Source organism: Pseudomonas sp. F2 (assembly GCF_057174385.1).
Map to the genome: position 1 here is coordinate 3,276,518 of NZ_CM169904.1, position 18,197 is coordinate 3,294,714.

The window sequence follows — 18,197 nt, forward strand, 5'->3', positions numbered from 1 at the left end:
GCCGTCCCGATGTAGGAGCTGCCGCAGGCTGCGATCTTTGGTTTTTCAGGTGAACTCGAAGCTATCCGCATCCAGATTCGCCGGAAAGCGCTCGCGATACGCCGCCAGTGGTGCCGCTTCCAGCACCGCTTTGAACACGCCGTCTGCCTCCCCCGCCGCCAGCAAGGTCTCGCCCTGGAAATCCAGCACCTGACTGTCGCCGGTATAGGCAAAGCCCTTGCCGTCGGTGCCGATCCGGTTCACCGCCGCCACGTAGCACAGGTTTTCAATCGCCCGCGCCGGCAGCAAGCGGTTCCAGTGCAGACGCCGTGCGCCCGGCCAATTGGCGGTGTACAGCAGCAGATCGGTGTCCTGCGCATCGCGACTCCACACCGGGAAACGCAGGTCGTAGCAAATCAGCGGCCGAATCCGCCAGCCCTTGAGTTCGAACTGCACCTGACGCTCGCCGGGCGTGTAGTGATTGTGCTCACCCGCCATACGGAACAGGTGGCGCTTGTCGTAATGCCAGACTTCGCCGTCCGGGCGTGCCCACAGCAGGCGATTGCGATGGCTGCCATCCGCCGCCTGAATGATCACGCTGCCGGTGATCACTGCATTGAGCTTCGCGGCCTGCGCCTTCATCCATTTGCGGGTCGGGCCATGCTCGGCTTCGGCGAGGGTCTCCGACGCCATGGAGAAACCGGTGGTGAACATCTCCGGCAGGATGATCAGGTCGGCGCCTCGGGCCTGCTCCAGCAGCACGTCGAAGTGCTCAAGGTTGGCCTGACGGTCATGCCAGGCGAGGCTGGTCTGGATCAGCGCCAGATTGAGATCGGGCAACGCACTCAGATCACGCATAGTTTTGCCGCTGCCTCGCGCAGCGTCTCCTCGCGTTTGGCAAAGCACAGGCGCACCAGACGCTGGCCTTGCGGTGGATCCTGATAGAACACCGACACCGGAATGCTCGCCACGCCATGTTCGCGGGTCATCCAGATCGCCATGTCGACGTCGTTCAAATCAGGGCGAATCTGCGAGTAGTCGACCAGCTGGAAATACGTGCCGGTAACGCGGGTGAAGGTGAAACGCGACGGCGCCAGCAGATCGCAAAACAGGTCGCGCTTGGCCTGATAGAAACCCGGCAGCTCTTCAACGTGTTCCGGGTGCTCGGCCATGTAATCGGCCAGGGCGTATTGCAGCGGTGTCACGCCGCAGAAACTGACGTACTGGTGCACCTTGCGCAGCTCGGCGGTCAGCCCCGGGGGCGCAACCACGTAGCCGGTTTTCCAGCCGGTGACGTGGTAGGTCTTGCCAAACGAACTGACCACAAACGCACGCTGATACAGCTCTTCGTGGGCCAACACGCTGACATGCGGCACGCCGTCGAACACCAGGTGTTCGTAGACTTCATCGCTGATCAGGTAGATGTCGCGCCCACGGATCAACGCTGCCAGTTGATCCAGTTCGGCACGGCTGATCAGCGCTCCGCTCGGGTTGTGCGGGGTATTGATGACGATCATTTTCGTGCGCGGGCTGAGGGCCGCGGCGAGCTTGTCGAAATCGATGGAAAAGTCGGTCGGGTTCAGTTGCACATGCACGCAACGACCACCCGCCAACTGCGTCGCCGGTTCGTAGCTGTCGTAGCACGGGTCGAACACGATGACTTCGTCGCCGCTGTGGATAACCGCCTGAATCGCACAGAAGATCGCCTGGGTTGCGCCCGGCGTGACGGTCACTTCGCTGTCGGCATCGACTTTCACGCCGTAACTGCGCGCGATCTTCGCCGCGATCTGCTCGCGCAGCGCCGGCAGGCCGGTCATCGGTGAATACTGGTTGTGGCCGCTGGCGATATGCCGACCGACCGCGTCACGCAGGGATTGCGGGCCGTCGAAGTCAGGGAACCCCTGGGACAAGTTGATCGCTCCGGTCTGCGCCGCGAGCTGAGACATCTGCGTGAAAATAGTGATGCCGACGTTCGGCAACTTACTGGTGATCATCGAGGGGTTCCCTGCTCTACACCCGGCTCTGACGGCGGCGCGGGAGAGCCCGAGAATAGCCCATCCGGCGCCCATAAAAAAAGGGCGCTCAACTGAGCACCCTCTTTATCGCCGGACCTGTAGGAGCTGCCGCAGGCTGCGATCTTTTGATCTTGCCTTCAAAGCAAAGTCAAAAGATCGCAGGCTTCGCCAGCGCCTACAGAAGCGGTTGAGCATTCCCACGAAATTGTGGGAACAATCAAATTGATCACTTCTTGTCGCGACGTTTCTTGCTGGCTTTCTTGTTGTGCGACATCAAGCGGCGCTTCTTGTTGACCTGACGGTCGGTCAGCGTGTTCTTGTTGCCTTCGTACGGGTTCTCGCCGCCCTTGAACTCGATGCGGATCGGCGTACCGACCAGCTTCAGCACACGGCGGTAAGTGTTCTCCAGATAGCGCACATACGACTTCGGCACTTTCTCGATCTGGTTACCGTGGATCACGATGATCGGCGGGTTCGCGCCACCCAGGTGAGCGTAACGCAGCTTGATCCGGCGGCTGTTGACCATCGGCGGCTGGTGCTCGCTGACCGCGTCTTCGAGAATCTGCGTCAGGCGGCTGGTCGGCCAGCGGGTCACCGCGGACTTGAACGAGTTCTGCACCGAGGCGTAGAGGTTGCCCACGCCTGTACCGTGCAATGCCGAAATGAAGTGGATGTCGGCGAAGTCGACGAAGAACAGACGACGTTGCAGCTCGACCTTGACGAAGTCGCGCTCGCTCGGGGTCATGCCGTCCCATTTGTTGATCGCGATCACCAGCGCACGACCGGCTTCAAGGGCAAAGCCCAGCAGGTTGAGGTCGTGATCGACCACACCTTCGCGGGCGTCCATCACGAAGATCACCACGTTGGCGTCTTTGATCGCCTGCAGGGTTTTGACCACGGAGAATTTTTCGACTTCTTCGTGGATCTTGCCGCGCTTGCGCACACCGGCGGTGTCGATCAGCGTGTACTTCTCGTCGTTACGCTCGAACGGAATGTAGATACTGTCGCGGGTGGTGCCGGGCTGGTCATAGACGATGACCCGGTCTTCACCGAGCATGCGGTTGACCAGCGTCGACTTGCCGACGTTCGGACGGCCAATGATGGCGATCTTGATCCCGTCTTTTTCGCTCGGGCCAGGAATGCGCTTGGCTTCCTCGCCTTCGGCGACGATCTCTTCTTCTTCGCCTTCCTGCGGCTCGTCTTCATCACGCGGGAAATCGCTCAGTGCCGCTTCCAGCAGTTGAGTGATACCACGGCCATGAGCACCGGCGATCGGGATCGCGTGGCCCATGCCCAGCGGGGCGAATTCAGCTCGGGCCATTTCCGGGTCGATGTTGTCGACCTTGTTGGCGACCACGTGGGAGCGCTTGTTACGCTTGCGCAAGTGTTCGGCGATCATCTGGTCGGCAGCGGTAAAACCGGCCTTGGCATCTACCAGGAACAGCACAACATCCGCTTCTTCAATGGCCAGCAGCGACTGCTCGGCCATTTTTTCGTCCATACCATGTTCGTCACCGGAGATACCGCCGGTGTCGATCAGAATGTAGGAACGCCCTTGCCACTTGGCCTCACCGTACTGGCGATCACGGGTCAGACCGGACAAGTCGCCGACGATGGCGTCGCGAGTCCTGGTCAGGCGGTTGAACAAGGTGGATTTGCCGACGTTCGGTCGGCCCACCAGGGCGATTACGGGAACCATGCGGCTCTCCACTTCGTTATTTCAGAAAATACAAAAGCCGCTGCGAGGCAGCGGCTGGTGCTCGGGGCAACGCCGGTTAGCGCTGCAAGCCCCGGAAATCCGGGGCCGCTTGGGGGTTAACCCCAAGCATAGTTGTTACTTGATGGTCAGGGCTTCCAGTTTGCCGCTGTTGCCATACACATAGATCGTGTTGCCCACCACCAGCGGACGGGCACGCAGGCCGTCACTGTCGATACGCTCACGACCCACAAAACGACCGTCCACCTGGCTCAACAGGTGCAGGTAACCTTCCAGGTCACCGACGGCTACGTAACTGGAGAACACTTCCGGCGCCGACAGCTGGCGGCGGGCCAGCGAGTCGTTGCTCCACAGCGCAGTGGTCGAACGCTCGTCAACGCCTTCAACGGTGCCCGAAGACAGGCTCACGTAAACGTTGCCGAAACCCTGGGCAACACCGGCATAGCTCGATGCATCGCGCTGCCAGAGTTGACGGCCGCTTTGCAGATCGAGTGCCGCGACGCGGCCCTGATAGCTGGCGACGTAAAGGGTTTCACCGGACAGCAGCAGACCGCCGTCGATGTCGACCACGCGCTCCAGTTCGGAACGACCGGTTGGAATCGCAACGCGCTGCTCCCAGACCGGCACGCCGTTGGAAATGTCCAGGGCAACCACTTTACCGGTCGACAGGCCAGCCACCGCGAGGCGGTTGGTCACGACGGGTGCGCTGGTGCCGCGCAGGGTCAGGACCGCAGGGGTACTGTCGTAAGTCCAGCGACGGTCGCCAGTGGCAGCGTCCAGGCCGATCAGACGATCGTCCTGAGTCTGCACCACGACAACGTCACCGTTGTTGGCCGGCGGCGCGAGGACTTCGCTGGAAACCCGGGCGCGCCACTTCTCTTCGCCGTTGATGGCGTCGAGGGCAACGATTTCACCTTTCAGAGTACCGATCGTGACCAGACCATAACCCACGCCAACGGCGCCGGAAACAGGCAGCTCAAGATCCTTTTTCCACTTCACGTCACCATTGCCGCGATCCATGGCCATAACAATGCCGGTCACATCGGCCGCGTAGATGGTGTCACCATCAATCGCCGGAACCAGCATGTTGTAGGTTTCACCCTGACCGTCACCGATCGAACGGCTCCACTGCTTTTGCAGAACCACTTCTTCCTTGAAGTCGGTCAGCTCGGCCGGTGGCAGTTCTTTTTTGCTGTTGCTGCTGCAACCCGCGGCCAGAATGGCCAGAGCCAGCAATGCTGCATGCTTCCAACGGATCACGTCACGCATCCCCTTTGGCCAGGTCGTCGAGCTTGATTTGAAGGCCACCGACTGCCGCTTCATCCGACAGTGCCGCCTTGGCTTTTTGATACGCGGTGTTCGCCTCGTCGGTACGACCCAACTGAACCAGCAAGTCACCCTTGAGTTCTTCGCGAGTGGCCAGGAACGCCTTGTCGGCATCGCCGTCGAGCAGTTTCAGGGCTTCATCAGCCTTGTTCTGCGCACCCAGCACCTGCGCCAGACGCTGACGGGCGATTTCGCCCAGCGCCGGGTTGGCCGGTTTGGCAACGATGGCCTTGAGTTCGGTGGCGGCGTCGTCCAGCTTGCCGCTGTCGACCGCTACCTTGGCCACGAACAAGCTGCCGTACTGTGCGTACGCGGTGCCGCCGAATTCGCTGTTGAGTTTGCCGGCCAGGTCCGCAACGCGGGCAGCGTCAGGCTTGCCGTCCGGGGTCAGCGTGGTTTCCAGCAGTTGCTGATAGAGCACCGAGGCGCCTTGCGCCTGGTTGCTCTGATACTTGTGAAAAGCCTGCCAGCCGAACACGATGACCAGCGCCAACAGGCCGCCGGTGACCAGAGGTTTGCCGTTGCGTGTCCACCAGTCCTTCAAATCCGCCAACTGTTCGTCTTCGGTACTCGACACCCCAATACTCCTTAATCGCTAAATCGGCTGTTTGGACAGCTTCAACCCTGCACGACGCAGGTGGCCAGGTGAGCGGCAAGCGCATCCCAGGCAATGCTTTGTTGTTCGCCCTGGCCACGCAGGGGTTTGAAACCTACCACTTGCTGGGCCATTTCGTCGTCACCCAGGATCAGTGCATACAGCGCACCGCTCTTGTCGGCTTTCTTGAACTGGCTTTTGAAGCTGCCGGCGCCGGCATTGACTTGCAGACGCAGGTTTGGAAGCTGGTCACGTACTCGCTCGGCCAGGGCCAGGCCGGCCAGTTCGGCCTGCTCGCCAAAGGCGCAGAGGTAGACGTCGACCTGACGGGAGATTTCTTCCGGGATCTGCTCCAGGGTTTCGAGCATCAACACCAGACGCTCGATGCCCATGGCGAAACCGACGCCTGCGGTCGGCTTGCCGCCCATCTGCTCGACCAGACCGTCGTAACGACCGCCCGCGCAGACAGTGCCTTGGGCGCCGAGCTTGTCGGTGACCCATTCGAATACGGTTTTGCTGTAGTAATCGAGGCCGCGTACCAGTTTCGGGTTGAGCACGTACGGGATGCCAACCGCGTCCAGACGCGCCTTCAGACCTTCGAAGTGCGCACGGGATTCGTCGTCCAGGTAGTCGGCCATTTTCGGCGCATCGACCAATACCGCCTGAGTGTCGGCATTTTTGGTGTCGAGCACGCGCAGCGGGTTGGTTTTCAGGCGACGCTGGCTGTCTTCGTCGAGCTTATCGTGGTGCGCCGAGAGGTACTCGACCAGCGCTTCACGATAGCGACCACGGGACTCGCTGGTCCCCAGGCTGTTGAGTTCGAGCTTGACCGCATCACGGATACCCAGCTCGCCCCACAGGCGCCAGGTCATGATGATCAGCTCGGCATCGATGTCCGGGCCGTCGAGGTTGAACACTTCCAGACCGATCTGGTGGAACTGGCGATAACGGCCTTTCTGCGGACGCTCGTGACGGAACATCGGGCCGATGTACCAAAGCTTCTGCACCTGGCCACCACCGGTGATGCCGTGCTCGAGCACCGCACGCACACACGCTGCAGTGCCTTCCGGACGCAGGGTCAGGGAGTCGCCGTTGCGATCTTCGAAGGTGTACATCTCTTTTTCGACGATGTCGGTCACTTCACCGATCGAGCGCTTGAACAGCTCGGTGAATTCGACAATCGGCATGCGGATCTGCTTGTAACCGTAGTTATCCAGCAGACGCGCGACTGTACCCTCGAAATAACGCCACAGCGGGGTCTGTTCGGGCAGGATGTCGTTCATGCCACGAATGGCTTGCAGAGACTTGCTCACTTTAAATCCTTAAATTCGTTCGGCGCTTCAGTCAGGTCAGCCGCGCGCGATGACCGCTGCGTCAGCTTCGACCTTCTCGGCCGCTTTCTCGCGGATCAGCTTTTCCAGCTCGTCCACCAGATTGTCATTCGTCAGTTTCTGCGACGGCTTGCCGTCGATGTAAATCAGGTTTGGCGTACCGCCGGTCAAGCCGATATGGGCTTCCTTGGCTTCGCCGGGGCCGTTGACCACGCAACCGATCACCGCGACATCCAGCGGCACCAGCAGGTCTTCAAGGCGCCCTTCCAGCTCGTTCATGGTCTTGACCACATCGAAGTTCTGCCGCGAGCAACTCGGGCAGGCGATGAAGTTGATGCCACGGGAACGCAGATGCAAAGACTTGAGAATGTCGTAACCGACCTTCACTTCCTCGACCGGATCGGCCGCCAGCGAGATGCGGATAGTATCGCCAATCCCCTCGGCGAGCAGCATACCTAGGCCCACGGCGGATTTCACTGTGCCCGAACGCAAACCACCGGCTTCGGTGATGCCCAGGTGCAGCGGCTGGACGATTTCCTTGGCCAGCAGACGGTAGGCTTCAACGGCCATGAACACATCGGAGGCTTTCACACTGACCTTGAAGTCCTGGAAATTCAGGCGTTCGAGGTGCTCGACGTGACGCAGCGCGGACTCGACCAGTGCAGCCGGAGTCGGTTCGCCGTATTTCTTCTGCAGGTCTTTTTCCAGGGAGCCGGCGTTGACGCCGATACGGATCGGAATCCCGCGGTCACGGGCGGCATCGACCACCGCGCGCACCCGGTCTTCACGACCGATGTTGCCCGGGTTGATGCGCAGGCAGTCCACACCGAGTTCGGCGACGCGCAGCGCGATCTTGTAGTCGAAGTGGATGTCGGCAACCAGCGGCACCTTGACCAGTTGCTTGATCTTGCCAAACGCCTCGGCGGCGTCCATGTCCGGCACCGAAACGCGGACGATATCGACGCCGGCCGCTTCCAGACGATTGATCTGGGCAACGGTGGCCGCCACATCATTGGTGTCGCTGTTGGTCATGCTCTGCACAGCGATGGGCGCATCGCCGCCGACAGGCACGTTACCGACCCAGATCTTGCGCGAAACGCGACGTTTGATTGGAGATTCGCCGTGCATGACTTATTGACCCAACTTCAGGCGAGCAGTCTCGCCACTGGTGAACGGAGCGATATCGACCGGTTGGCCGTTGTAGCTGACCTGTGCGGCACGGGCCACACCCAGGCGTACCGCCAGTGGCGGCTTGCCGGAAACCGAGACGCTGTCGCCTTTGTGTTTCAGACCGCTGAACAATACCTTGCCGCGACCGTCGGTGACCTGTGCCCAGCAATCGGCGCTGAACTGCAATTGTACCTGGCCATCGCCGGCCGCCGGAGCAGCCGCTTCTGCGGTTGGCGCTGGAGTGGCCGCCACCACTGGCGCAGTCACGGTCGGTGCCGGAGCAGCCGGAACGTTCGGTGCAGGTGTAGCCGGAGTGGCAACCACCGGAGCCGGAGTATGAGCCGGGGCGGCCGGCGTTACGGCCGGTGCTGCTGGTGCCGCGGCCGGAGCGGCAGGCTCGGCACCGGTCGATTCAGCGGTGGTTTCCGACTGTGGCAGCGCCAGAGCGGTCGCGCCCTCGGACTGACCTTCGGCCACGGCCTGGTCTTCCGGCTCGTCGATCGGGTGAATCTGCGTGGTGCCGTCGGCGCCTTCGACTTCAACGTGCTCCGGGGCGAGGCTGGTCAAATCCTTGGTGCGCAGCGAGGTCTGATCCTGCCACCAGACGAAACCGCCGCCGATGACCGCAATCAGCAACAGCAGGCTGACGATCCGCAAAATGGTGTGGGACACCCGCACCGGCTCTTCAATACGACCCAATGCATGCACATTGCTGCCTTGTGAGTCGGTGCCAGTGGACTGGTCGAACTGCTGGACCAGAACGGTCTGGTCCATGCCGAGCAATTTGGCATAAGCGCGAATGTAACCGCGAGCGAAAGTATGCCCCGGCAGCTTGTCGAAAGCGCCAGCCTCAAGATTGCTCAGGGAAGTCACGGTGAGGTTGAGCTTGAGGGCCACTTCGGCCAGCGACCAGCCATTGCTTTCGCGTGCCTGGCGCAAGGTCTCACCGGGATTAACGCGAGTCGCTGCTACAACTTCGGGATGCGCCGCTTTCATCATTGCTCCGACAGGTATTGCTGATATTCCGGCGTACCGGGATAGAGTCGTTTTAATTGCAGGCCGTAACTGGCGGCCTTGTCGCGATCTTCAAACACTTTTGCCAGCCGAACGCCGAGCAATAGACTACGTGCATTTTGCTCGGTTAGCAGGCTGAAACGGTCGTAATAGTCACGCGCGGGCACATAATGCCTGTCTTCGAAGGACAACTCAGCCATTTCCAGCAAAGCGCGCGGTTGTTGACGGTTCAGCCGCAGGGCTTTTTCCAGTTGCTGTTGTGCCAGATCCCGCTGCCCGAGCTTCGAGGCGGTCATGCCGAGGTTCTCGAACACCCGCGAACGCTCAGGATACAGGGTATCGGCGGCTGCCTGCTCAAAACGCTCGTAGGCTTCCTTGTAACGCTGTTCTTCGTAGAGAAAACTGCCGTAGTTATTGAGGATGCGTGCATCGGCGGGACGCGAGGACAGGGCTTTGCGGAAATGCTCATCGGCCAGTTTCGGCTCCATTTCGGCCTGGAACACCAGTCCGAGGGCAGCATTGGCATCAGCATCGGAGCCGTCCAGCTCCAGCGCCTTCTTCAGCGGCACCTTGGCGCGCTCGGTCATCCCTTGCTGCAAGTATCCCAGTCCCAGCTGCACGTAGGCGGCACGCGCTTCGTCGCGGCCCTTGCTGGTCTTCATCGGGTTGTAGTCACCCGACAGGACACAACCAGCACACAGGCTGGCCATCAGCAACAGCAGCGCAAAGCGCAGGGACATAGAGATCCTCTCTTAGTTAGTGTTCGCGGCGTTCTGTGCCAGATCGCTGTCGGCGCTCAACTCGCGCACGGCGATGTAACGTTCGCTGCGACGGGTGCGATCCAGCACCTGCCCTACCAATTGACCACATGCGGCGTCGATGTCTTCACCACGGGTGGTGCGGACAGTGACGTTAAAGCCGGCCTGATGCAACTGATCCTGGAACCGACGAATGGCATTATTGCTCGGCCGCTCGTAACCGGAATGCGGGAACGGGTTGAACGGAATCAGGTTGATCTTGCACGGAATGTCTTTGAGCAACTCGATCATTTCCACCGCGTGCTCAAGCTTGTCGTTGACGTCCTTGAGCAAGGTGTACTCGATGGTCAGCACACGTTTCTCGCCCAGGGCGGACATGTAGCGCTGGCACGACTCGAGCAGCATCTTAAGCGGATATTTCTTGTTGATCGGCACCAATTGGTTACGCAATGCGTCATTCGGTGCGTGCAGGGACAACGCCAGGGAGACGTCGATGTGCTTGGCCAGCTCATCGATCATCGGCACCACGCCCGAGGTGGACAGGGTTACGCGGCGCTTGGAGATCCCGTAGCCCAGGTCATCCATCATCAGATGCATGGCGGCCACGACGTTGTCGAAGTTCAGCAGCGGTTCGCCCATGCCCATCATCACCACGTTGGTGATGGCGCGGTCGATGGTAGCCGGAACACTGCCGAAGGATTTATTGGCAATCCACACCTGACCGATGACTTCGGCGGCGGTGAGGTTGCTGTTGAAGCCTTGCTTGCCGGTGGAGCAGAAACTGCAGTCCAGGGCACAGCCTGCCTGGGACGAAACGCACAGAGTGCCGCGTTTGCCCTGGGGAATGTACACGGTCTCGACACAGCTGCCGGACGCCACGCGCACCACCCACTTGCGGGTGCCGTCGCTGGAAATGTCCTCGCTGACCACTTCGGGACCACGGACCTCAGCAACAGCCTTGAGTTTTTCGCGCAAGGCCTTGCTGACGTTCGTCATGGCGTCGAAATCATCGACGCCAAAGTGGTGAATCCATTTCATTACCTGACCGGCACGGAAACGCTTCTCCCCGATTGAGTCGAAGAATTTTTCCATTTCCGGCTGGGTCAGACCCAGCAGGTTAGTTTTCACAGTCGATGTCGTCATGGATTCACCTTCACTCTTTAAGCAATGCTTAGCGAGTGGTTACTTCAGTAGCTGCGAAGAAGTACGAGATTTCGCGAGCAGCAGCGGCTTCGGAGTCCGAACCGTGAACGGCGTTGGCGTCGATCGACTCGGCGAAGTCAGCACGGATGGTGCCGGCAGCAGCTTCTTTAGGGTTGGTAGCGCCCATCAGCTCACGGTTGCGAGCGATAGCGTTTTCGCCTTCCAGAACCTGAACAACCACTGGACCGGAGATCATGAAAGCAACCAGGTCACCGAAGAAACCGCGCTCTTTGTGCTCAGCGTAGAAGCCTTCAGCTTCGGCTTTGGACAGCTGCTTCATTTTCGAAGCAACCACTTTCAGACCAGCCTTTTCGAAACGGGTAACGATTTCGCCGGCAGCGCCTTTAGCAACGGCGTCAGGCTTGATGATGGAGAAAGTACGTTGAACAGCCATGGTGTAACTCCAGAAACAGTAATTTGCGAAAAATTAAACCCGCGAATTATACGCGGGTTCTTGGGTATTGCCTAACCTGCGGGGAGGATCAGTCCAATTCTGCGGCCCAGAGCTCCTGAACCGCCTCGAGCACCTTCTCGCCGACCCGGCCAGAAGTGCTGTCGAAATCCGGCAGCTCAAGAATCATCTGCTGCAGACGGACAAAACCTACAGAATACGGATCGAGCCCCTCGTGGGCCTCGGCCAGCTCTTCTGCAATACGTTGAACATCATTCCAACCGTAGCTCATGACAGTCTTACCAGTCAGTGCGGCGCTTCGGCCGCATGGTTAAGCGAATATTTTGGAATCTCGACGGTGAGATCTTCTTCACCGACGATCGCCTGACAGGCCAGGCGCGATTGCGCTTCCAGACCCCAGGCACGATCAAGGAAGTCTTCTTCCAGTTCGTCGGCCTCTTCCAGCGAGTCGAAACCCTCGCGAATGATGCAGTGGCAAGTGGTGCAGGCGCAAACGCCGCCGCAGGCACTTTCCATCTCGATGTGGTGTTCGTGAGCCAGCTCGAGAATCGAAGTGCCAGGCTCGGCCTCGACGACCATCCCTTCAGGGCAGAACTTCTCGTGGGGCAGAAAAATGACCTGCGGCATCAGATATCCTCGATTTCATTCAGGTTGCGCCCCGACAGAGCGGCTTTCACCGTCAGATCCATGCGGCGGGCAGCAAAAGCATCGGTCACTTGCGACAGACGCTTGGTCTGTTGCTCGATGGCGTAACCATCGGTGCCTTTCATCAGTTCGGCCAGTTCCTGCATCTGCAACTCGATGACCATGCGCTCTTCGGCGTCGAGCAAGCGCTCGCCATCGGCCTCCAGAGCGCCCTGCACCGCCTCGATCAGACGCTGGGCATCAACTTGCTGCTCGCGCAGGACACGGGCGACCTTGTCGTCGTTGGCGTGCTGGAACGAGTCCTTGAGCATCTTGGCGATTTCACCGTCGGTCAGGCCGTAGGACGGCTTGACCTGAATGCTCGCCTCAACGCCCGAACCCAGTTCACGGGCAGACACGCTGAGCAGACCGTCGGCATCGACCTGGAAGGTCACGCGAATCTTCGCCGCGCCAGCCACCATCGCCGGAATGCCGCGCAGTTCGAAGCGCGCCAGGGAGCGGCAGTCGCTGATCAGCTCGCGCTCACCCTGCAGCACATGGATCGCCATGGCCGACTGACCATCTTTATACGTGGTGAAATCCTGCGCGCGGGCCACCGGAATGGTGGTGTTGCGCGGAATCACCTTCTCCATCAGCCCGCCCATGGTTTCCAGCCCCAGGGACAGTGGAATCACGTCGAGCAGCAGCAGTTCGCCGCCATCGCGCTTGTTGCCAGCCAGCGTATCCGCCTGGATCGCGGCCCCGATGGCCACCACTTGATCCGGGTCGATTTCGGTCAATGGCTGACGACCGAAGGCTTCGGCAACCGCCTCGCGAACACGCGGCACACGGGTCGAACCGCCGACCATGACCACGGCATGCACGTCTTCCAGTTCGACACCGGAATCACGCACGGCGCGGCGGCAGGCTTTCAGGCTGCGGGCAACCATTGGCTCGATCAGCGCATCGAAGGCTTCGCGGGTCAGCTGCGCTTTCCAGTCACCGTAGGCGACTTCGACGTTGGGCGCATCGGTCAGGGCCTCTTTGGCCGCGCAGGCGGTTTGCAGCAGATTGCGTTGCGCACCCGGGTCGAGATCGGCGGACAAGCCGGCGCTCTCGATGATCCAGCCAGCAATCGCGTGATCGAAGTCATCGCCGCCCAGCGCGCTGTCGCCGCCGGTGGCCAGCACTTCGAATACGCCGCCAGTCAGACGCAGAATCGAAATATCGAAGGTGCCGCCGCCCAGGTCATAGATTGCGACCAGACCTTCGGCGTGTTGATCCAGACCATACGCCACTGCGGCAGCAGTCGGCTCGTTGAGCAGGCGCAGCACGTTCAGACCGGCGAGTTTCGCCGCATCCTTGGTGGCCTGACGCTGAGCATCATCGAAATACGCCGGAACAGTAATCACCGCACCGACCAGTTCGCCACCCAGGGTCGCTTCAGCACGCTGACGCAGCACCTTGAGGATGTCGGCGGAGACTTCGACCGGGCTTTTCGGGCCTTGCACGGTGTCGATGAACGGCATGTGCGATTCGCCACCGACAAAGCGGTACGGCAGTTGCTCGCCCAATTGCTTGACGTCGGACAGACCACGGCCCATCAGGCGCTTGACCGACAGTACAGTGTTCAAGGGATCGGAGGACGCGGCCAGCTTGGCCGACTCGCCAACCTCGACGCGGTCGGCGTGATAACGCACGGCGGACGGCAGGATGACCTGCCCGTCAGCGTCGGCCAGTGGTTCGGAAAGACCACTGCGCAACGCAGCGACCAGCGAATTGGTAGTGCCCAAGTCGATCCCCACAGCCAGACGACGCTGGTGCGGTTGAGGACTTTGGCCGGGTTCGGCGATCTGCAGTAGGGCCATCGTGATCAGGACTTATCTGTATATCAGGCGTGCGACCGGAGCGGCACTGGGTTAATCGTCGAGGCGCTCTTCTAACTGGCGCACTTCGTAGGTGAGCTTGTCGAGGAACTGCATGCGCCGCATCAGGCGTTCGGCCTGCTCGCGCTGCGCTGCATCGTCCCAACAAGCTGCGAAGCTTTCGTTCAACTGTTCCTGAGCGACTTTCAAGCGACGCTTGAATACCGCGACACCGTCGAGGTCGGCGCTGTCCTGGAGGTCTTCGAGCTCTTCGCGCCACTGCATCTGCTGCAAGAGAAACTCGGGATCATGCACCGTGACTTCCATCGGCACTTCATGCCCGCTGATGGTCAGCAGGTAGCGTGCGCGCTGGGCAGGACTCTTGAGCGTCTGGTAGGCATCGTTGAGCCGCGCAGACTGCTCGAGCGCCGACCGCTGCTCGCGCTCGGAAGCGTCGGCAAAGCGGTCAGGATGAACACCGCGCGCCAACTCACGATAGCGCGTGGCCAACTGCTCGAGATCCAGGCGGAAGCTCGGTTGCAGCTCGAATAAAGCGAAATGACAAGGAATACCCACGACAAGCCTCAGATGTTGAAGCTTTCGCCGCAGCCACATTCACCGCGGACGTTGGGGTTGTTGAACTTGAAGCCTTCGTTCAACCCTTCCTTGACGAAATCGAGCTCGGTGCCGTCCAGGTAAGCCAGGCTTTTCGGGTCGATGATCACTTTCTCGCCGTGACTTTCGAACACCTGATCCTCGGCAACCACCTCGTCGACAAACTCCAGCACGTAGGCAAGGCCGGAACAGCCTGTGGTGCGAACACCCAGACGAATCCCTTCACCTTTGCCGCGCCCATTGAGGGAGCGTCGCACGTGTAGAGCAGCCGCTTTTGTCATGCTGATAGCCATCGTTGACTCCTTACTCGTCGCGCAATGCTTAGATCAAGCCTTTCTTCTGCTTGTAGTCGCGAACAGCCGCTTTGATAGCGTCTTCAGCGAGTACCGAGCAGTGGATTTTCACTGGCGGCAGGGCCAGTTCTTCGGCCAGCTGCGTGTTCTTGATGGTCTCGGCTTCGTCCAGGGTCTTGCCCTTCATCCACTCGGTGGCCAGGGAGCTGGAAGCGATTGCCGAACCGCAGCCGTAGGTCTTGAACTTGGCGTCTTCGATAACGCCCTGATCGTTGACCTTGATCTGCAGACGCATCACGTCGCCGCACGCCGGAGCGCCGACCATGCCGGTGCCGACATCCGGATCTTCCGCGTTCATCTTGCCGACGTTGCGCGGGTTTTCGTAGTGGTCGATGACCTTTTCACTGTAAGCCATGGTGCTTAATCCTCACTCATCAGAGAGTCGCTCTTTAAACCCTGCAACCTTGGGTCGCAGGGTCGGTTCGCGGCGACTTGAAATCAGTGTGCCGCCCACTCGATTTTCGAAATGTCGACACCGTCTTTGTACATATCCCACAGCGGCGACAGGGCGCGCAGCTTGGTAACGGCCTCGCAGACCTTCTGCGCGGCGTAGTCGATTTCTTCTTCGGTGGTGAAACGGCCGAAGGTGAAACGGATCGAGCTGTGTGCCAGTTCGTCGTTGCGGCCGAGGGCGCGCAGAACATACGAAGGCTCCAGGGACGCCGAGGTGCAGGCCGAACCGGACGATACCGCCAGATCCTTGAGCGCCATGATCAGCGACTCGCCTTCAACGTAGTTGAAGCTCAGGTTCAGGTTGTGCGGAACGCGGGCGGTCAGGCTGCCGTTGACGTACAGCTCTTCCAGATGCTCGACCTGCTTGTAGAAGCGGTCGCTCAGGGCTTTGATGCGCACGTTTTCGGCAGCCATGTCTTCCTTGGCTACACGGAACGCTTCACCCATGCCGACGATCTGGTGCGTCGCCAGGGTACCGGAACGCATGCCACGCTCGTGACCACCGCCGTGCATGGTCGCTTCGATGCGCACACGCGGCTTGCGGCTGACGTACAGCGCGCCGATGCCTTTAGGGCCGTAGGTTTTGTGGGCGGAGAACGACATCATGTCGACTTTCAGCTTCTGCAGGTCGATCTCGACCTTGCCGGTGGACTGAGCCGCGTCGACGTGGAACAGGACGCCCTTCGAACGAAGCAGTTCGCCAATGGCAGCGATGTCGTTGATGGTGCCGATTTCGTTGTTCACATGCATCACCGACACCAGAATGGTGTCCTCGCGCAGTGCCGCTTCGATCATCGCCGGAGTGATCAGGCCGTCTTCGGTCGGCTCGAGGTAGGTGACTTCGAAACCTTCACGCTCCAGTTGGCGCATGGTGTCGAGGACAGCCTTGTGCTCGATCTTGCTGGTGATCAGGTGCTTGCCTTTGGAAGCGTAGAAATGTGCCGCACCCTTGATAGCCAGGTTGTCGGACTCGGTAGCGCCAGAGGTCCAGACGATTTCACGCGGGTCGGCATTGACCAGATCGGCCACCTGACGACGGGCGTTTTCGACGGACTCTTCAGCTTTCCAGCCGAACACGTGGGAACGGGACGCCGGGTTACCGAAGTTTCCGTCGACCAGCAGGCACTCACTCATCTTTTGCGCAACGCGCGGGTCGACCGGGGTGGTCGCAGAGTAATCAAGGTAAATCGGCAATTTCATGGACTATCTCCTAAATCAGGGCTGGCGTTCCGCTAGCTCTTCGGCTGTCATTCGACGGCGGACGCTTCAATCTTGTCCAGGCGTGGCGCCTTGCTGTTGCAACGGCGCTGGTCCTGACGCTGGGCTACTTCTTGCACCTCACGGCGAGTTACAAGATCAGCCAAGCTGATACCACTTAGAAATTCGTGAATCTGCAGGCTCAGGTCGCACCACAGGTGATGGGTCAGGCAGGTGTCGCCGGAATGGCAATCGCCCTGGCCCTGGCACTTGGTAGCATCAACCGATTCGTTGACCGCATCGATCACCTGCGCCACCTGGATACCCTGCATGTCGCGCGACAGCTGGTAACCACCGCCAGGACCGCGAACACTGGAAACCAGGTTACTGCGGCGCAGCTTGGCGAAAAGCTGTTCGAGATAGGACAGGGAGATGCCTTGGCGCTCGGAAATATCGGCCAGGGACACCGGCCCGTGCTGCGCGTGCAACGCCAGGTCAAGCATGGCGGTCACGGCGTATCGGCCTTTTGTAGTCAGTCGCATGGACAATTACCACGGAGTTCGGAATGGGCGGGAGTATGCAATTCCCGAGCATTTAAGTCAACTATAAGACCTAGTGCTTTAGTCGGGTTTACCCGCAAAAGAGCGCGCGCATGATAGCAGGGTCTGCGGCTTAATGGCACACCGGTTGCCGCATGCCTGTGCAGGAGCTGCCGAAGGCTGCGATATTTTGATTTTGCTGTTAATCAGATCAAAAGATCGCAGCCTTCGGCAGCTCCTGCATAGACGTGTCAGCCCGCTTTGGATTCGTCTTTGCCTTTGACGCAGGCGAAGTCTTCTTCGCGCAGCTCGGGCAGATCTTTCGCACAGTAATTACTGCCCAGATCCTTCAGCGCGCCGCACATCCCCTCCAGCCGCCCGTCCACCGCCTGCAGGTGATCGAGCAACTGACCGATGGCACGCGCCACCGGGTCAGGCATGTCTTCGCTGACGCCATAGGCATCGAAACCGATCTTCTCGGCCATGGCTTTGCGCTTGGCGTCCTGTTCTTCATCAGACTTGACGATGATCCGACCCGGAATCCCCACCACCGTGGCACCGGGTGGCACCTCTTTGGTCACGACGGCGTTGGAGCCGACTTTGGCACCCGCCCCCACCGTAAACGGCCCGAGCACTTTGGCGCCGGCGCCCACGACAACGCCGTCACCCAGCGTCGGGTGGCGCTTGCCCTTGTTCCAGCTGGTGCCACCGAGGGTCACGCCCTGATAAATGGTCACGTCATCGCCGATCTCGGCGGTTTCACCGATGACGATGCCCATGCCGTGATCAATAAAGAAGCGCCGGCCGACCTTGGCCCCCGGATGAATCTCGATTCCGGTCAACCAGCGCCCGAAGTTCGACACCAGTCGCGCCAGCCATTTCAGCTCGTGGCGCCACAGCATCCCGGCCAGCCGATGAATCCAGATCGCATGCATGCCGGGATAGCAGGTCAGGACTTCAAAAGCGTTACGCGCCGCCGGGTCTCGATGGAATACGCTCTGGATATCTTCACGCAAACGCTCAAACATCAT

The 18,197-nt window shown here is 60.2% G+C and carries 20 protein-coding genes; all 20 read right to left on the bottom strand.

Annotated features, from left to right (window positions below):
* Positions 1 to 45: 45 nt before the first annotated feature.
* The gene (locus AC193Q_RS14595; protein ID WP_121187054.1) at positions 46 to 837 is read right to left on the bottom strand and encodes an amidohydrolase; all 792 of its coding nucleotides are present in this window, start codon (positions 835 to 837) and stop codon (positions 46 to 48) included.
* Positions 825 to 1,973, bottom strand: coding sequence for a pyridoxal phosphate-dependent aminotransferase (locus AC193Q_RS14600; protein WP_121187056.1), 1,149 nt, complete (start codon positions 1,971 to 1,973; stop codon positions 825 to 827). The genes AC193Q_RS14595 and AC193Q_RS14600 overlap by 13 nt, the downstream gene beginning before the upstream one ends.
* 247 nt (positions 1,974 to 2,220) lie before the next feature.
* A complete protein-coding gene (gene der, locus AC193Q_RS14605; RefSeq protein ID WP_041071834.1) occupies positions 2,221 to 3,693 on the bottom strand; it encodes a ribosome biogenesis GTPase Der in 1,473 nt (490 codons plus the stop codon).
* 135 nt (positions 3,694 to 3,828) lie between these two features.
* A complete protein-coding gene (gene bamB / locus AC193Q_RS14610; protein ID WP_047296334.1) occupies positions 3,829 to 4,980 on the bottom strand; it encodes an outer membrane protein assembly factor BamB in 1,152 nt (383 codons plus the stop codon).
* The gene (locus AC193Q_RS14615) at positions 4,973 to 5,614 is read right to left on the bottom strand and encodes a tetratricopeptide repeat protein (protein WP_041071830.1); all 642 of its coding nucleotides are present in this window, start codon (positions 5,612 to 5,614) and stop codon (positions 4,973 to 4,975) included. The genes bamB and AC193Q_RS14615 overlap by 8 nt, the downstream gene beginning before the upstream one ends.
* A 41-nt stretch (positions 5,615 to 5,655) precedes the next feature.
* Positions 5,656 to 6,945 carry a histidine--tRNA ligase gene (gene hisS / locus AC193Q_RS14620; protein ID WP_003227887.1) on the bottom strand — a complete coding sequence of 430 codons (1,290 nt, stop codon included), beginning with the start codon at positions 6,943 to 6,945 and terminating at the stop codon, positions 5,656 to 5,658.
* A gap of 36 nt (positions 6,946 to 6,981) precedes the next feature.
* Positions 6,982 to 8,091 carry a flavodoxin-dependent (E)-4-hydroxy-3-methylbut-2-enyl-diphosphate synthase gene (gene ispG, locus AC193Q_RS14625; RefSeq protein WP_025109215.1) on the bottom strand — a complete coding sequence of 370 codons (1,110 nt, stop codon included), beginning with the start codon at positions 8,089 to 8,091 and terminating at the stop codon, positions 6,982 to 6,984.
* 3 nt (positions 8,092 to 8,094) lie between these two features.
* Positions 8,095 to 9,129 (bottom strand): RodZ domain-containing protein, encoded by a 1,035-nt coding sequence (locus tag AC193Q_RS14630; RefSeq protein ID WP_047296335.1) that lies wholly within the window; start codon positions 9,127 to 9,129, stop codon positions 8,095 to 8,097.
* Entirely contained in the window at positions 9,129 to 9,887 is a 759-nt protein-coding gene (gene pilW / locus AC193Q_RS14635; protein ID WP_047296336.1) for a type IV pilus biogenesis/stability protein PilW, read from the bottom strand. The genes AC193Q_RS14630 and pilW overlap by 1 nt, the downstream gene beginning before the upstream one ends.
* 12 nt (positions 9,888 to 9,899) lie before the next feature.
* On the bottom strand, positions 9,900 to 11,048 hold the full coding sequence (rlmN, locus tag AC193Q_RS14640) for a dual-specificity RNA methyltransferase RlmN (protein ID WP_007964428.1): 1,149 nt from the start codon (positions 11,046 to 11,048) through the stop codon (positions 9,900 to 9,902).
* A gap of 28 nt (positions 11,049 to 11,076) precedes the next feature.
* Positions 11,077 to 11,502, bottom strand: a complete 426-nt coding sequence (gene ndk / locus AC193Q_RS14645; protein WP_003227894.1) for a nucleoside-diphosphate kinase — start codon at positions 11,500 to 11,502, stop codon at positions 11,077 to 11,079.
* Positions 11,503 to 11,590: 88 nt separating this feature from the next.
* On the bottom strand, positions 11,591 to 11,791 hold the full coding sequence (gene iscX / locus AC193Q_RS14650) for a Fe-S cluster assembly protein IscX (RefSeq protein ID WP_047296339.1): 201 nt from the start codon (positions 11,789 to 11,791) through the stop codon (positions 11,591 to 11,593).
* 14 nt (positions 11,792 to 11,805) lie between these two features.
* Entirely contained in the window at positions 11,806 to 12,147 is a 342-nt protein-coding gene (gene fdx, locus AC193Q_RS14655; protein WP_041071821.1) for an ISC system 2Fe-2S type ferredoxin, read from the bottom strand.
* Positions 12,147 to 14,012, bottom strand: a complete 1,866-nt coding sequence (gene hscA, locus AC193Q_RS14660) for a Fe-S protein assembly chaperone HscA (RefSeq protein WP_239778054.1) — start codon at positions 14,010 to 14,012, stop codon at positions 12,147 to 12,149. The genes fdx and hscA overlap by 1 nt, the downstream gene beginning before the upstream one ends.
* Before the next feature lie 51 nt (positions 14,013 to 14,063).
* Positions 14,064 to 14,585 (bottom strand): co-chaperone HscB, encoded by a 522-nt coding sequence (gene hscB, locus AC193Q_RS14665; RefSeq protein ID WP_003227901.1) that lies wholly within the window; start codon positions 14,583 to 14,585, stop codon positions 14,064 to 14,066.
* An 8-nt stretch (positions 14,586 to 14,593) separates the two neighbouring features.
* Positions 14,594 to 14,917 (bottom strand): iron-sulfur cluster assembly protein IscA, encoded by a 324-nt coding sequence (gene iscA, locus AC193Q_RS14670; protein ID WP_483878565.1) that lies wholly within the window; start codon positions 14,915 to 14,917, stop codon positions 14,594 to 14,596.
* 28 nt (positions 14,918 to 14,945) lie between these two features.
* Positions 14,946 to 15,332: a Fe-S cluster assembly scaffold IscU gene (iscU, locus tag AC193Q_RS14675; protein ID WP_003227907.1), complete on the bottom strand. Its 387-nt coding sequence runs from the start codon at positions 15,330 to 15,332 to the stop codon at positions 14,946 to 14,948.
* 83 nt (positions 15,333 to 15,415) lie between these two features.
* The gene (locus AC193Q_RS14680) at positions 15,416 to 16,630 is read right to left on the bottom strand and encodes an IscS subfamily cysteine desulfurase (RefSeq protein WP_041071812.1); all 1,215 of its coding nucleotides are present in this window, start codon (positions 16,628 to 16,630) and stop codon (positions 15,416 to 15,418) included.
* Between the two features lie 47 nt (positions 16,631 to 16,677).
* Positions 16,678 to 17,169 (bottom strand): Fe-S cluster assembly transcriptional regulator IscR, encoded by a 492-nt coding sequence (gene iscR / locus AC193Q_RS14685; RefSeq protein ID WP_003227911.1) that lies wholly within the window; start codon positions 17,167 to 17,169, stop codon positions 16,678 to 16,680.
* Positions 17,170 to 17,417: 248 nt separating this feature from the next.
* A complete protein-coding gene (gene cysE / locus AC193Q_RS14690; protein ID WP_041071871.1) occupies positions 17,418 to 18,194 on the bottom strand; it encodes a serine O-acetyltransferase in 777 nt (258 codons plus the stop codon).
* Between the last annotated feature and the right edge of the window lie 3 nt (positions 18,195 to 18,197).